15 protein-coding genes are annotated in these 14,899 nt (G+C 37.2%); 12 read left to right on the plus strand and 3 right to left on the minus strand.

All coding sequences use genetic code 11. The features are described 5' to 3' along the window. Positions 1 to 201: phage holin family protein (locus ACR2F7_RS04065; RefSeq protein WP_432712313.1), on the minus strand; the 201-nt coding region annotated here is incomplete at its 3' end. 104 nt (positions 202 to 305) lie between these two features. Here ACR2F7_RS04065 and ACR2F7_RS04070 point away from each other — a divergent pair. Continuing rightward, positions 306 to 527, plus strand: coding sequence for a hypothetical protein (locus ACR2F7_RS04070; protein ID WP_432712314.1), 222 nt, complete (start codon positions 306 to 308; stop codon positions 525 to 527). A 393-nt stretch (positions 528 to 920) separates the two neighbouring features. After that, positions 921 to 3,707, plus strand: a complete 2,787-nt coding sequence (locus ACR2F7_RS04075) for a PAS domain-containing protein (protein WP_432712315.1) — start codon at positions 921 to 923, stop codon at positions 3,705 to 3,707. Between the two features lie 67 nt (positions 3,708 to 3,774). On the opposite strand, the gene ACR2F7_RS04080 is transcribed toward ACR2F7_RS04075, so the two are convergent. Together ACR2F7_RS04080 and metK are read right to left on the minus strand one after the other, a co-directional pair. Next, entirely contained in the window at positions 3,775 to 4,122 is a 348-nt protein-coding gene (locus ACR2F7_RS04080; protein WP_432712316.1) for a hypothetical protein, read from the minus strand. A gap of 111 nt (positions 4,123 to 4,233) precedes the next feature. Beyond that, positions 4,234 to 5,484 carry a methionine adenosyltransferase gene (gene metK, locus ACR2F7_RS04085; RefSeq protein WP_432712317.1) on the minus strand — a complete coding sequence of 417 codons (1,251 nt, stop codon included), beginning with the start codon at positions 5,482 to 5,484 and terminating at the stop codon, positions 4,234 to 4,236. Between the two features lie 229 nt (positions 5,485 to 5,713). Here metK and ACR2F7_RS04090 point away from each other — a divergent pair, with 229 nt between their 5' ends. From ACR2F7_RS04090 to ACR2F7_RS04135, 10 genes are all read left to right on the plus strand, one after another. Beyond that, positions 5,714 to 6,601, plus strand: a complete 888-nt coding sequence (locus tag ACR2F7_RS04090; protein ID WP_432712318.1) for a diacylglycerol/lipid kinase family protein — start codon at positions 5,714 to 5,716, stop codon at positions 6,599 to 6,601. 28 nt (positions 6,602 to 6,629) lie between these two features. Further along, positions 6,630 to 6,983, plus strand: a complete 354-nt coding sequence (locus ACR2F7_RS04095) for a translation initiation factor (RefSeq protein ID WP_432712319.1) — start codon at positions 6,630 to 6,632, stop codon at positions 6,981 to 6,983. Between the two features lie 144 nt (positions 6,984 to 7,127). Further along, on the plus strand, positions 7,128 to 8,732 hold the full coding sequence (gene pckA / locus ACR2F7_RS04100) for a phosphoenolpyruvate carboxykinase (ATP) (RefSeq protein WP_432712320.1): 1,605 nt from the start codon (positions 7,128 to 7,130) through the stop codon (positions 8,730 to 8,732). A 287-nt stretch (positions 8,733 to 9,019) separates the two neighbouring features. After that, positions 9,020 to 9,850: a MotA/TolQ/ExbB proton channel family protein gene (locus ACR2F7_RS04105; protein WP_432712321.1), complete on the plus strand. Its 831-nt coding sequence runs from the start codon at positions 9,020 to 9,022 to the stop codon at positions 9,848 to 9,850. An 85-nt stretch (positions 9,851 to 9,935) separates the two neighbouring features. Continuing rightward, the gene (locus ACR2F7_RS04110) at positions 9,936 to 10,553 is read left to right on the plus strand and encodes an ExbD/TolR family protein (protein ID WP_432712322.1); all 618 of its coding nucleotides are present in this window, start codon (positions 9,936 to 9,938) and stop codon (positions 10,551 to 10,553) included. Between the two features lie 6 nt (positions 10,554 to 10,559). Further along, a complete protein-coding gene (locus ACR2F7_RS04115; protein WP_432712323.1) occupies positions 10,560 to 11,108 on the plus strand; it encodes an ExbD/TolR family protein in 549 nt (182 codons plus the stop codon). 27 nt (positions 11,109 to 11,135) lie between these two features. After that, positions 11,136 to 11,960, plus strand: a complete 825-nt coding sequence (locus ACR2F7_RS04120) for an energy transducer TonB (protein WP_432712324.1) — start codon at positions 11,136 to 11,138, stop codon at positions 11,958 to 11,960. A gap of 10 nt (positions 11,961 to 11,970) precedes the next feature. Next, positions 11,971 to 12,195 (plus strand): hypothetical protein, encoded by a 225-nt coding sequence (locus tag ACR2F7_RS04125; protein ID WP_432712325.1) that lies wholly within the window; start codon positions 11,971 to 11,973, stop codon positions 12,193 to 12,195. Continuing rightward, positions 12,196 to 13,101, plus strand: coding sequence for a PstS family phosphate ABC transporter substrate-binding protein (locus ACR2F7_RS04130; protein ID WP_432712326.1), 906 nt, complete (start codon positions 12,196 to 12,198; stop codon positions 13,099 to 13,101). It abuts the gene before it with no gap. A 63-nt stretch (positions 13,102 to 13,164) separates the two neighbouring features. Next, positions 13,165 to 14,877 (plus strand): tetratricopeptide repeat protein, encoded by a 1,713-nt coding sequence (locus ACR2F7_RS04135; protein WP_432712327.1) that lies wholly within the window; start codon positions 13,165 to 13,167, stop codon positions 14,875 to 14,877. Positions 14,878 to 14,899 lie beyond the last annotated feature (22 nt).

A 14,899-nucleotide genomic window follows, 5' to 3' on the forward strand; every position in this document is an offset into this window, starting at 1 on the left:
CCTAACAACAAAGGTTAACAGGCCTAAGGTAACTAGGTTGAGTGGGAGCCTTAACAGGAAACCTACAGTTGCGTTAAGGATTCCAATAACCAGAGCTACTAATATAGCCGTTCCATAACTTTTGATAGAAACACCGGGTAGTAAATAAGCAAGTAAAAAAAGTATGCCGGCGTTGATGAAAAGGTCTATAATGAATCCCATTTGATATGTTTTGTTCTGTAACAACTAGTAGCAATTATTGTTTGCCACTCATTTTTAATTTCACCACAAGATAGGTGTTGATTAATTAATGTTAGTAATTCTACTTGAAGTTATATATCTTTATTAAGAACAGCGTGCGGCTCTATCTGAAAGCTGGATATGCTAGTGTTAGCTTCTTAATCTACGCCATTAAAAATGGTAACAATGAAGCTTTACAGAAAATTTCCCGACAATACCGAAATGATTTTATTCGCTGGGCACGAAGTAATTACCATGTTTCAAACGAAGAAGCAAAGGATGTTTTTCAGGAAGTTGTACTCGCCTAATATGGTAATATCAATGCAGGGAAATTCACTAAGTTGTAACCACAGAACTTACCTGTTACTATTAGGAAGCATAAACTATTCAACTTAAAAAGAAAAGAATAAGTTGGCCCCTGGTTATTTAAATATAGTTGATAGAGTTAACTATTGAAAATGATTATTTTTCAGGTTAGGACTAAAGTAAGCAAGAAAAGCACTTGGATTAAAAACGTCCATCATAAAAATGTATAAACTTTTGTTATATGACGGTCACCTAATTGTTGGCTCAGGGTATTAACTTTAAATTAGTGTTCATCTATAGCAGTACCTATTTAAGCTAAAATAAATTACCTATATAAAAATTGCCTATCTTATGAATCTATTTAATACCACTTTATGATAGGGACTGACTACCTAATGGAAATTTTTAATGTATTTCCCACTCCAGGGTTTATAATACAACCAACATTAACTGATTATATAATTATTGCTATAAATGGTGCCTTTCTCTTATCAGAAAAATTAGATAGAGATGAATTCATTGGTCGCAGTTTTACAACGCTTTTTTCAAATCTTCCGGATTTCCCAATTGTGGAATGGACTGGAGTGTTCCGGAAAGTAGAATCAGAAAAAACGACAGCAAAATTTGCTTTCCAGTCACCTGATCAGCGTAATCTGGTTGATGTGATCACCAAAGAAATTACATGTACGCCTGTTTTTGGTGATGAGAAGGCGGTTCAATATATTTTATGCACTGTAACGGCTGTCACGGGGCTTGCGATGGATGCTTCAGGCAACCAAAGCATAGAGGATGGAATAGCTGTTTACAAAGATCAACTTGAAATGGGGTGTATCGGGGCGTGGGATCTTGATCTCGTCAGTAACAAGGTTGTCTGGAATAGTGTCCAAAGAGAAATTCATGAGGTGGATGCTTTTTATCAGCCTACTTTAACCTCAATCATCAGTTTTTATAAGATCAATAAGGAGAAGTCTATGATTGCTGAGTTGGTTGAGGATGCCCGGAATAATGGCGGCCGCTATGATGTGGAAGTTTCTATGATTTCTGCAAAAGGCAACGAAAAATTGGTGAGAGCTGCGGGTCAGGTGACCTATAAAGACAATAGAGCTATAAGGATACATGGGGTTACGCAAATTATAAAATCCTACCAAAAACATACAGCTGTAGAACTCAGTTCTTCTCCGCTATCTATATCTTTAATGGAATCAGCGGGAATTGTAGTGTGGGAAATTGATGCGCAAAGCACTAACCTTCTCTATTTAAGTGAAAATGTGGTGGCACTTTTAGGTTACTCAGTAGCGCAGTGGCGTGATGATTCCAGCTTTTGGAAACAGAGAATTCATCCTGCTGACCTTGATTTTGTAGATAAAAATTATGATTTACGGTTGAAAAAGAGAAAGGATTTTTCCATATGGTTCCGTATACAAACAGCCAGGGGCCTTTATAAGCGGTTAAAATGTATTGTATCGTTTGTTGATGAAGCAGGTTTACCCTTAAAGTTACGCGGCTTGTTGATAGATACGACGGAACCAAACGGGGTCAATGAGATAGGAATGCTGGAAAAGAGAATCCTTAAACTCAATGGGCAGGAGGATGTTTCTATTCAGGATGTTTTATTGGCATACCTGGATGAGGTAGAAGCTATTTACCCGAAAATGAAATGTGCAATTTTCCAGGTAAAAGATAGTAAGTTATATAAATGGGCTGCTCCCTCTTTGCCTACTGCTTATTTGATTGCTATTGATGGACTGCCAGTTAATAAAAGTGTAGGGTGCTCTGGTGCTGTTGCCTTTTTAAAACAAAATATTTTTATCCCTGACGTTGAGACTGACCCCAGGTGTGCCAAATACCGCAGGCAACTAGTAAAAGCTGGTATCAAAGCAAGCTGGTCATACCCCATCATGAATGCTAATAATGAAGTGCTTGCCACTTTAGGGGTATACTTTGACGAAGCAAGGCTACCCAATAGTGAAGAACTGCTTTTCTTAAAAAGAACGACCCGCTTTTTAAAGTTAATTATTGAAAATCGAATGAATATAGAAATGCTGAAAGAAAACAATATGCTGATGCAGCAGTGTCAGGATATGGCGCATTTTGGAATTTGGTCATGGAATGTGGTCAGCAATACTTTAACCTGGTCGGATCCGCTTTATAAAATATTTGGATTGGATCAAGCGACATATAAAACAACTTTTGAAGATTACTTAAACTTATTGCATCCCGATAATAGGGAGGCGATTTCTGTGGTATTTGGCGGCGTATTGAGTACTAAAAAGGAAGCCCGTTTTGAAGAAAAGATTGTTCGGCCGAATGGTGAAATCAGGTTTTTAAAGTCCTTTGCTAAGGTCGTTATGAATGAAGCAGGGGTAGTGTTGAAGTTGATTGGTGCCAGCATGGATATTACGGAAAGTAAAAATATGCAAGAGGAGCTTTTAAAGAGTGAGTCTCATTTCAGAAATTTAGCAGAATCGCAAACTAATTATGTTACCCGTATTAATTTTGAGGGAAGGTTTACTTACTGCAATGATCAATGTATTGCTGATTTTGGCTGGCTTTACGACAATCAGGTCTTGTTGGGTCGCAGTGTTTATAAATTATTAATGCCGATTCAGTACCAGCGATTTTATGACCTTGCAGAAAATTGCATCAGCGAGCCAAATAAAGTATACAATGTAGAAATTGAAATGCCAACTCCAGATGGAAAGTTTAAAGTGGTATTATGGCATGTTGTCTGCCTTACAGATAGTAATGGTTTACCTTTAGAAATGCAGAGCATTGGAATTGATGTGACGGAACAAAAGTTAGCTAACGAAGCTTTAAGTATAAATAATGAGCGTTATAAATATGTAACCATGGCCTCTAATGATGCTATATACGATTGGGACATTTCTAAAGATGATATCCACTGGGGTGCTGGTTATAGGCGGTTATTTAAGAACAAGTTTCCTCTCAATAAGTGGGTTTCAGATATTCATCCTGAAGATAGAATGAGGGTTGAAAATAGCTTAAGAGCAGTATTAGCCGATCAGGAAAAGCATATATGGTCCATTAATTATCAATGGAAAAAGGGGGAAGGAAATTATTCTATTGTTGAAGAGAACAGCTATATCCTTAGGGATATAACGGGTACGGCGATTAGAATGATTGGTGGTATGAGAGAGATAACTAATCGTACGGACAATTAACGATTCTTAGTGGAAAAAGGTTTATAAAAGGTGCTTTTTACATACAAAAGCACCTTTTTTCTGATCATTAACCGAATAATTCTTGAAGATCACGATCTGCTGTTGGGATTTTTTTAAGGAAATCATCAAAGCCAGTGGCTTCCTGAGAGCTATACATTCCATAAGCATCCATAATATAGCCAATCTGCCCATTTTTATCCTCTAATAAATACAAAACAGCATTATCTCCTGGATCTGAATCACCTTCAAAACGATAGGTTTTGATGATCGTTAAATCTTCTGGTTTATATATTTGATTTTCACCTGAACCTTGCATTTTACCATGGTCAGTCATTTTTATTTCATTATCTAAGCCTTTTTGCCTTAATTTTTCCATGATTTGGCTCAGCGTATTCATTTCTACAGGACGTTCCATAATTGTTGTTATTTAGTGCTTCTAAAACAACGTACAGGCTAAATAGTTTTAAAAATAGAAGCCTGCATCATGATGAATTGATGCAGGCTTTTGATAGAGTAGGGAATATTCTTACAAAGAAAAAGCAGCTTTTACCTGATCCAGGTAATCTAATTTTTCCCATGTAAAAAGTTCTACGGTAAGTACTTTTTCTTCTCCATATGGGTTTTTGAATACTTTAGTTACAGTTTCTGGCTTGCGGCCCATATGGCCATACGCTGCTGTTTCACTGTAAATAGGGTTTCTTAACTTTAAGCGTTGTTCAATAAAATATGGACGCATGTCAAAAATTTCTTCCACTATGTTGGCAATCTGGCCATCAGTAAGGTTAACCTTGCTTGTTCCATAAGTATTGATATAAATACCCATTGGTTTAGCCACGCCAATGGCATAACTTACCTGTACCAATATTTCTGAAGCAACACCTGCTGCAACAAGGTTTTTAGCAATATGACGGGTAGCATAAGCGGCGCTTCTGTCAACTTTACTAGGGTCTTTACCAGAGAAAGCCCCACCACCGTGTGCACCTTTTCCACCATAGGTATCCACAATAATTTTACGGCCAGTTAAACCGGTATCACCATGTGGGCCACCAATTACAAATTTCCCTGTTGGGTTAATGTGGTAATCAATAGTGTCATTAAAAAGGTGTGCGTATTGAGGATATTTAGTGATAATGCGAGGAATTAAAATGTCAACAAGATCTTTTTTGATCTTAGCAAGCATGGCTGGCTCTTCGTCAAAATCATCATGTTGTGTAGAAATGACAATAGCTGCAATTCTTTCTGGCTTGTTATCATTGTTGTATTCTAAGGTTACCTGCGATTTTGCATCTGGACGTAAATAATTGATGACCGTGTTTTCACGTCTTAATACGGCAAGTTCCTGTAACAGTTTATGAGAGAGATCAAGTGCAAGGGGCATATAATCTTCAGTTTCATCGGTAGCATAACCAAACATCATTCCCTGATCCCCTGCACCTTGTTCTTCTTTGTTTAAACGGTCTACACCTTGATTAATATCACCGCTTTGCTCATGTATAGCCGACAGGATGCCGCATGAGTTCGCTTCGAACATATACTCACTTTTTGTATAGCCGATTTTTTTTATCACATCACGTGCAATCTGCTGTACGTCTAAATAAGTTTTTGATTTTACTTCTCCAGCTAAAATAACTTGTCCTGTGGTCACTAAAGTTTCACAAGCCACTTTAGATTCGGCATCGAAAGCTAAAAAGTTGTCAATAAGAGCGTCTGATATTTGATCTGCTATCTTATCAGGATGACCTTCGGAAACAGACTCTGATGTAAATAAGTATGACATTTTAAATAATTAGTTGAATAGCTTAATAATTAAGTAAAATGGATAATGACCCTGCTAACAGGCAGTAAAAGGAAGTGTGTAATTGGTTAGCACTTTTTTTCACGTGGTTGCAATCCCGCTATCCTTAGATAACATCGCAAATCAGTCCACTTTAGTATTGCGAAATTAGCACTATAAATTTAATAAGTCAATTAATATTTATTATTTTGTATAATCTAATCCACAACTATTGAGAAAATCTAACATACTATTTATTATCAATCCTATTTCAGGGGGAAAGGATAAAATGAAGATTCCTGCGCTGATAGACACTTATTTAGACCGGTCGAGGTTTATTGGAAATTATCGGATTACTGAGTATGCTGGTCATGCAGCTGAAATTGTAGAGGAAACGCTATCGCTCGATTTTGACATTATTGTTGCTGTAGGTGGTGATGGTACCATTAATGAAGTTGGTGCTAAAGTGCTGGAGCAAAAAAAAGTGCTCGGTATTATTCCCTTTGGCTCTGGCAACGGCCTTGCTAGATTTTTAAAAATACCAATGGACCCTCGCAAAGCGCTGGAAGTGATTAACCAATGCCATATTACACATATAGATACAGCTACTTTTAATGAAAAGGTGTATTTCAATATGGCCGGTATGGGCTTCGATGCTCATGTTAGTGCTGTGTTCGCCGGAAACAAAAAAAGAGGTTTGTCGGGCTACCTGAAGCTTGGCTTAAAAGAGATGTTAAGTTATAAACCGGATACCTATACTATTCTGGTGGATGGCAAAAGCTATACCCGCAAAGCTTTTGTGGTGAGTGTGGCCAATTCTTCACAGTATGGGAATAATGCGCATATATCACCTTTGGCCTCTGTTAGTGATGGTCTTCTTGATGTATGCGTCATTAAAAACTTCCCTTTATACCGAATTCCTGTCTTGGCTTTTTATATGCTGACTGCCAAAACTCATCATTCTGGCATGGTGGAAATTATTAAAGGCAAAGATATTCACATCAGCAGGCCTACGGCTGCTGCCATACATATTGATGGGGAGCCCTTTATGATGGGTAAAGAAATTGACATCTCCATCAAGCCCTTATCGTTGCGGGTTATTGTTCCTCTATTATCATAATTAAACTACATATATATAAATACGAATTATGAAACCTTCAAAGAAAATATTAAATGATTTTGGTGGAATCATGTATTCCACAGACCCTTCTTTTGTATACCCTGAAGAAGAAACCACCGCGACAGCAATTTTGGCAAATAATCAACAGCACCTTAAAGTGATGCTGGATAGAAAAAATCGTGGTGGAAAAGCGGTGACTCTTATCACCGGTTTTGTGGGGGGACCTGAAGATCTTGAAAAATTAGCGAAGCAATTGAAAACGAAATGCGGTGTTGGTGGTGCCGCAAAAGATGGTGAGATTTTAATCCAGGGAGATTTTAGAAATAAGGTAGTAGAACTACTTCAAAAGGAGGGCTACAAGGTGAAAAGATCCGGAGGGTAATTTCTTCAATTTAATTAAGTTATATAGCTTGATTTCAGCGGGTTGAAGTATAGTGTAAATAGCACAATAAGTAAAATTAATCCTTAATTTAGCTGTTTTTTACATTTAAATCTGACTAGCTTTGTGAGATCAATACTTTAATTTATGAGCAAAGATTTATTGCAAAAGCCAGACTTGAGCTATATAAACTTGAATTCAGGAAATGCTTTTTATCAGTTTGAGGTGCCAGAATTGGTCGAAGAAGCCTTAAAAAATGGGGAAGGAACGCTAACCGATACCGGGGCCCTGGCCGTGGATACTGGAAAATTTACTGGCCGATCTCCCAAAGACAGGTTTATTGTTGATGATGAGGTTACGCGTGATGCTGTTTGGTGGGGGGACATCAACATTAAAATCAGCGAAGTACATTACGATGCGCTTTTTATTAAAGTTACCGAATACCTCAATAACAAGCACTTTTATGTCAGAGATGCTTATGCATGTGCGAGTGATGCTTATAAAACCTCGATTCGTGTAGTTACTGAAAAAGCTTTTCAAAGTCTTTTTGCCAACAATATGTTTTTGCGGTATCAAGACGAGGAGTTAGGTGGGCAGCCAGAATGGACGATTATTGCAGCGCCGGATTTTTTAGCAGATCCCGAAGTGGATGGTACTCGCCAGCCTAATTTCACAATAATCAATTTTACCAAAAAAGTGATCCTTATTGGCGGCAGCGCTTATACAGGAGAAATTAAAAAAGGTATTTTTTCTGTTTTAAATTTTATTCTCCCTCACCAAAGGAATGTGTTATCCATGCATTGCTCTGCAAATGTTGGTGAAAAAGGCGATACGGCAATATTCTTTGGCCTTTCAGGAACAGGTAAAACAACTTTGTCAGCAGATCCGCAAAGATGCTTAATCGGTGATGATGAGCATGGTTGGGATGAGGAGCAGGTTTTTAATTTCGAAGGAGGCTGTTATGCCAAATGTGTGGACTTGTCTGAAGAAAATGAGCCCCAGATTTTTAAGGCTGTTAGATTTGGCTCGTTGCTGGAAAACATCAACTACTTTCCAGGTACGCGCAAAGTAGATTTTTCTAATATCAGTAAAACAGAAAATACACGTGTTGCCTATCCAATCAATTATATTGATAATGCAATTTTGCCTTCACGTGCAGGAAAGCCTAAAAATATATTCTTTTTAACGGCAGACGCCTTTGGGGTGCTGCCTCCAATCTCTAAATTGACTACAGGCCAGGCCATGTTCCACTTCATTTCTGGTTATACCGCTAAAGTTGCAGGTACAGAAACGGGTGTTATAGAACCACAGCTTACTTTCTCTGCTTGTTTTGGGAAAGCGTTTTTACCGTTGCATCCAACTCGGTATGCAGAACTGCTTGGTGAAAAACTAGAACACGACCAGGTAAATGTTTGGTTAGTGAATACCGGTTGGTCGGGTGGTGCTTATGGGGTTGGCAAAAGAATGAAATTAGCTTACACCAGGGCGATGATTTCTGCCGCCTTAAAGGGCGAATTAAACGAGGTGGAATTTTTAAAACACCCTGTTTTTGGATTGCAAATGCCTGTAACTTGTCCGCAGGTTCCATCTGCAATTTTGAACCCCAGAAATACATGGTCAGATCAACATCATTACGACATAAGTGCGAACGAACTTGCTGCTGCCTTTATTGAGAACTTTAAACAGTTTGATGCTTATGCTAATGACGAAATGCGCCGATCTTTGCCAAAAATCAACGAAATAAGGGTTTAAAGGATTTTTTTTAGCGAAAAATTTGCATTTAATTCTTTTTTTAGTTTTAATTGTGAAAGATTGTCTCAGAACAGAGGCAATCTTTTTTTAATATAGACAAAGGCTAAGGGGAATTTACACAAGTAAGAGTTTAATTTAGTTTGATAATTTAATGTTGAAATATCAATCAAAGTTCTAAATTTGTTACTGCAACAATTGTGTATATTAGTCGTTGTTTGTAATACTGTAATTATTATCAAATCTTAAAAAAAAACAAGGTTTTAAAAAAACTAAAAAACTAAAAAAAAATGGCAAACGCACCAAAACCAACAGTAACAAAAGAAAGCTCTAGCTCAACAGCTTCTAATTTATTCGCAATGTTAGTGATTCCAATTTGTATCATTATCGGTATCAGCTTGTACAAATTCGTATTGGGAGATCCTTCTAACTTTGTAGACAATGATCCGTCAAATCACCCACTTCCAGGAAATTATGCTGCCATGGCCTATAAAGGTGGTATGATCGTTCCAATTTTAATGGGTATGCTTTTAATGGTATTTGTTTTCTCTGTTGAACGTTTCATTGTAATTAGCAAAGCAACAGGTGCTGGAAGTTTAGATGCTTTCATTAAAAGAATTCAAGGCTTTTTAGCTTCAAGTAACATTGAAGGTGCAATCTCTGAGTGCGACAAACAAAAAGGTTCTGTAGCAAACGTTATCAAATCCGGATTGAAAAAATACCGTGAAATGGAAGTTGAAGCAAACATGGACACAGATCAGAAATGTTTAGCTATCCAAAAAGATATTGAAGAAGCAACTACATTAGAAATGCCAATGTTAGAGCAAAACTTAACTGTAATTGCTACATTAGTATCTGTAGGTACTTTAACAGGTCTATTAGGAACAGTAACAGGTATGATCAAGGCCTTTGGTGGTTTAGCTACATCTGGAGCTCCAGATCAGGCTGCATTAGCGAATGGTATTTCTGAAGCCCTAATTAATACAGCTACTGGTATTGCGACTTCTACAGTTGCGATTATTATGTACAACATCTTGACTTCAAAAATTGATAAATTAACTTATGCAATTGATGAAGCAGGTTTCAGCATCATCCAAACTTATGCATCTACGCATAAATAATAAATAATGAATTTTTTTTTACCGGCTTTATGGAAAACCGGAAGATTAAACATCATTAGTAAAAACATAAGTAATTTAAAAGATTATGCCAAGAGCAAAGGTTAAAAGAAGCAGTACCTCGATTGATATGACCGCCATGTGCGATGTGTCTTTCTTGTTATTGACCTTCTTTATATTAACAGCAACTGCACGTCAGCCTGATCCTTTGGATATCACTATCCCATCTTCAACCTATAAGATTCCGGTTCCGGATACTGATATTGCGAAGTTGACCATCGGACATGGTAAAGTTTTCTATGAAGTAGTTGGAAAAGACGTAAAAATGGCTACGTTGGATAAAATGGCAGAGCAGTATAAAATCAGCTTTACCCCGCAAGAAAGAGAACGTTTCGGCGTTATTCAATCTTTTGGTGTGCCAATCCAAAGTTTAAAGCAATTTGTAGCTTTAAACAGTGAAGCAGAGAGAACGTCATCTCCACTGCAGACAGGTATCCCTGCAGATTCTGTAAACAATCAGTTAGCTGATTGGATTTTGAACTCAAGAAAAGCAGTTGCAGAGTTGCATTCTACTTCAATGAGGATCAGTATCAAGGGAGATGCAGACGAGGAATACCCAACTGTTAAAAAGATCGTTGATATTCTTCAGAAACAAAAAATTAACAAATTTAGTTTAATTACATCTGCTGAAGGCGGTGATAAATAAAAGACAATGGCAGAATTAGATACCTCCGGGGGCGGGAAAAAAGGCGGTGGTAAAGTAAGAACCAAAAAAGCTAATACCAAAGTAGATTTAACTGCGATGGTGGATTTAGCCTTCTTGCTAATTACCTTCTTTATGTTAACCACTTCCCTTTCGAAGCCACTTGCAATGGATATCGTTAAACCAGATCAGGATGCAAAGGATGAGAACAGACTTGAATTAAGAGCTTCTCAAACGATGACTATTTTGTTAGGTAAAAACGATAAAGTTGCCTGGTACATGGGTGAGGCTGGTGCAAGCCGACCTAATATTGAAGGCTTTGGTGAAATCAGAAAATCAATACTGGAAAACAAAAAGAAAGTTGCTGATGCTAATAACAACGATCCAAAGAGAACATTAGTAGTTGTAATCAAACCTACTTCAGGTGCGAAATACAAAAACTTTGTAGATATCATGGATGAGTTAAACATCACCAAAATTACTTCTGCTCCAGCAATTGATGATGTGAACATCTTGGATTCAGAAGCAAATTTCATGAAGGAAAATGGAATTTTATAATATTAATTTACATTAAACATTAAATCAATGTTCGGTTCTAAAATAGATTTATTCAGAAAAGAGTGGCTTGATGTTGTTTTTGAGGATAAAAATAAAAGTTACGGTGCTTACGAGCTTCGTAGACAAAATGGTTCAAATACAACTAAATCCTTGCTTTACGCTGGAACAGTATTTATTCTTTTGTTCATCACGCCGAAGATCATTTCTTTGATTAAAGGACAGTTGCCGGAAGAAGAAATTGTGCAGCAAGTGGAGGTAACTGTTGCTCCGCCACCACCGGTAAACCCGGATACCCCTCCGCCACCACCGGTTGAGCCACCACCGCCAAAACAGGATCAGGTTAAGTTTCCTCCTCCAGTTGTTAAGCCGGATAATTTGGTGCGTGACGAGGAGCCTCCTCAAATCGAAGATTTGAAAAAAGCAGATCCAGGTCAAAAAACAATAGCTGGTGATCCTGACGCTGATATTGTGATTGCTTCTCCAGTTGGTGAAGGTCCAAAACAAGCAGCAGTAGTAGAAGATACTAAAGTCTATGACTTTGTGAGTATTGAAACTCAGCCAAGTTTTCCAGGTGGTATGGACAAATTTTATGCTTACTTACGTAAAGCGGTAAAATATCCTCCAATGGCGGCCGAAAACAACATTCAAGGTAAAGTGTTTTTATCTTTTGTTGTGGAGAAAAATGGTGATTTAACTGATATCCAAGTTGTACGTAAACTTGGTGGTGGTACTGACGAAGAAGCGATTAGAGTACTAAAAGCTAGTCCACGTTGGACTCCAGGTATACAAAATGGTAAACCTGTTCGTGTTAAATACAACATTCCAATCAGCTTTACCTTATCAGGTCAATAAAAGACAATACATGATTGACTTCAATTTTTTTAAACAGAAATCGCCTCAACAGCGATTTCTGTTCATTTTAGGGCTAGTTATGCTCTTGCTCTATTTTGCTTTAGGAGCTTTGCTTATATTCTGGAAAAACATCCCTTTTGACATCACACCCACTTATAGAATACTTTTTGGCGTGATGCTGATCGTTTATGCGATTCTCCGCTTTTATCGCCTCATTAAACAAAACGATAATTAAATGAAACAGCTGACCTGTATTTTGTTGTTATTTGCAGCCCTGGCTTCTTGTAAACAAAAAGAAGATAAAGCCGCAGTGAAGGAAGTATCAAGAACAACAGGCGAGGCTACTTTACTCGTTGATGAATCCCTTCACAATATTATTGACGACCAAATTACTGTCTTTAACTCTGATTACCCTGATGCTCACTTTAAAGTTATCACTGGGAATGAAAATAAAATTTTACCTATTTTCTTAAATGACAGTGTGCGGATTGCCGTTTTATCAAGAGTGCTTACTCCTGCTGAAAAGGAAATCTATGCGCGTAGAAAAATTCCTGTTTTCACCTCCAGGTTCGCCATTGATGGTATAGCCCTCATTACCAGTAATGAAAACCCAGATTCAACAATTACGGCACAAGAAGTGTTTAACATCTTAAAAGGTAAAAGTACAGGTGATAAAAGCCTGGTTTTTGACAATGCTTACTCGAGTACATTGAGGTATTTTAAAGAGGTGGCTAAAATAAAAGAGCTTCCAAAAAAGGGGGTGTATACTTTAAACACCAATGAAGACGTTATTAACTACATTGATCAGCATAAAAACTTTATCGGAGTAGTAGGCGTAAATTGGTTGTTACAACAAAACACCGATCGTGGCACATTGACGAATAAAGTTAAATTGATGGGTGTGAAAAATATTCCTGGTGAAAAGGGAGATGATGATTTCTATAAACCTACTCAAAATCACCTCATTAGTGGAGTCTATCCTTTTCTTAGAAATGTTTATATCATTAATGGTGAAGGTAAGAATGGTTTAGGCACAGGTTTTGCCAACTGGTTAGTTAGCCAACGCGGCCAGCTTATAGTTCTTAAATCTGGATTAGGTCCACATAAACTAACATCAAGGGATTTTAACTTGAAAAACTAAATTAAATTATATATTTGAATATAGAAGTGATTGACGCTTCCTAACGATTAACGATAACGAACCATGAAAATGACAAAGAAAGCAATAACCTTAAGTTTAGGTTTAGTAGTGATGGGTTCTGCCTCTTTTGCTCAAAGTTTAAATGACGCAAAGAAGGCTTTAGATGCCGAACAGTACCAGAAGGCAACTTCGATGCTGAAAACATTAGTAAATTCTCAGGCGAATAAAGGTGAAAATTATTATTATTTAGGTGAGGCGTATTTACGTACTGATTATGTAGATTCTGCCAGAGCGGTATTTACCAAAGGTATCACTGCTGATCCGAAATTTGCCTTAAACTATATAGGTTTAGGTGAGGCTGATCTTAAATCCAATAATACTGCATCAGCAAAAACAAATTTTGATAAAGCATTAGAAGTAGCTTCTAAAAAAGATTTTATTCCTTCAATGTTTATCGGTAAAGCATATGTTGCAGCTGAGAAACCTGATTTTACTGCTGCATTACCTTACTTACAAAAAGCTGATGAACTAGATAAAGATGATAAAGAAGCAGAAACATTCTTAGCACTTGGTGATTTTTATGCTGCGCAAAAGAAAAACTCTGAAGCTTTGCAAAATTACTTAAGAGCATTGAATATCAAAGCTGACTTGCATAGGGCAAAAGTGCAAATTGGCAGAATGTACAAAGAATCAAGAGCATTTCCTGAATCTGAAGCTGCATTGAAAGAGGTAATTGCTGCAGATCCTAATTATGGTCCTGCTTACCGTGAAATTGCTGAGTTATACATGCAATGGGCAAACTTTGAGCCTCAGAATTTTGATGCTAAAGCTGCATTGGCTTTAGAGAATTATAAAAAATACCTTGACTTAACTGATAAATCATTTGAATCCAGGTTACGTTATGCTCAATTCTTGTTTTATGCTAAAGATTACAAAACCTTAGAGCAAGAAACAAGTGCATTGGCTTCTGTAGGTGCAAATGATGCTAAGGCGCCCGTAGTTTTAAGGATGCGTGGTTATTCTGCATATGAAAACAAAAACTATCCACAGAGTTTACAATACATGAAAGACTTCTTTGCTAAAACACAAGATACTTCCCGTATTGTAGGTTCAGATTACCTTTATTTAGGTAAAGCTTTATTGCAAAGTGGAAATGACAGCTTGGCATTGGTTAATATTACCAAGGCAGTAGAGAAAGATTCAACTAATGTTGAAGCGCTGACAGAAATTGCTAAAGCTTTTTATGATGCTAAGAAATATGAAAAGGCAGCTGATATTTATGATAAAGCCATTGCTGCCGCTCCAAATGCAAAAGGGGTTTTATACAGTTACTACTATGATGGTTTAGCTCGTTATTTCCAATATGCTGCTGGTGTAAATGCAAAAACAAATCCATCTAAAGACATTCTAGTAAAAGCAGATTCAGCGATCGCTAAAGTTGCTGCATTATCTCCTGAAACAACAGATGCCTTTTTATGGAGAGGAAGAATCAATAGCTTGCTAGATGATGAAGTGAATCCAAAAGGATTAATGGTTCCATATTTTGAAACTTTTGTTAATAAGGTTACTGTGGAGAAACCGGAATTGGCTGCTGCTAATGCTAAAAAATTAGCTGAAGCTTATGATCAACTTGGTGCTTTTTATTCAGCTACTGATAAAGCAAAAGCAAAAGATTATTTTACTAAAAGTGTGGCTGCAAATCCTGCAGGAACCTTTGCACCTGCTAAGTTAAAAGAGCTTTCTGCTCCTGCAGCTAAAGCTGGAACGAAGAAATAATAGTATTTATAAGTATAATTGA

This window comes from Pedobacter sp. (assembly GCF_045628745.1).
In the GTDB taxonomy this organism is placed as follows: domain Bacteria; phylum Bacteroidota; class Bacteroidia; order Sphingobacteriales; family Sphingobacteriaceae; genus Pedobacter.

Bases quoted from the DNA above. Each gene is read 5' to 3' on its own strand.
- ACR2F7_RS04105 (WP_432712321.1), top strand. From the start codon at position 9,020: ATGGCAAACGCACCAAAACCAACAGTAACAAAAGAAAGCTCTAGCTCA.
- ACR2F7_RS04135 (WP_432712327.1), top strand. From the start codon at position 13,165: ATGAAAATGACAAAGAAAGCAATAACCTTAAGTTTAGGTTTAGTAGTG.
- ACR2F7_RS04095 (WP_432712319.1), top strand. From the start codon at position 6,630: ATGAAACCTTCAAAGAAAATATTAAATGATTTTGGTGGAATCATGTAT.
- ACR2F7_RS04080 (WP_432712316.1), bottom strand. From the start codon at position 4,122: ATGGAACGTCCTGTAGAAATGAATACGCTGAGCCAAATCATGGAAAAA.
- ACR2F7_RS04130 (WP_432712326.1), top strand. From the start codon at position 12,196: ATGAAACAGCTGACCTGTATTTTGTTGTTATTTGCAGCCCTGGCTTCT.
- ACR2F7_RS04075 (WP_432712315.1), top strand. From the start codon at position 921: ATGGAAATTTTTAATGTATTTCCCACTCCAGGGTTTATAATACAACCA.
- pckA (WP_432712320.1), top strand. From the start codon at position 7,128: ATGAGCAAAGATTTATTGCAAAAGCCAGACTTGAGCTATATAAACTTG.
- ACR2F7_RS04120 (WP_432712324.1), top strand. From the start codon at position 11,136: ATGTTCGGTTCTAAAATAGATTTATTCAGAAAAGAGTGGCTTGATGTT.
- ACR2F7_RS04110 (WP_432712322.1), top strand. From the start codon at position 9,936: ATGCCAAGAGCAAAGGTTAAAAGAAGCAGTACCTCGATTGATATGACC.
- ACR2F7_RS04115 (WP_432712323.1), top strand. From the start codon at position 10,560: ATGGCAGAATTAGATACCTCCGGGGGCGGGAAAAAAGGCGGTGGTAAA.
- metK (WP_432712317.1), bottom strand. From the start codon at position 5,484: ATGTCATACTTATTTACATCAGAGTCTGTTTCCGAAGGTCATCCTGAT.
- ACR2F7_RS04125 (WP_432712325.1), top strand. From the start codon at position 11,971: ATGATTGACTTCAATTTTTTTAAACAGAAATCGCCTCAACAGCGATTT.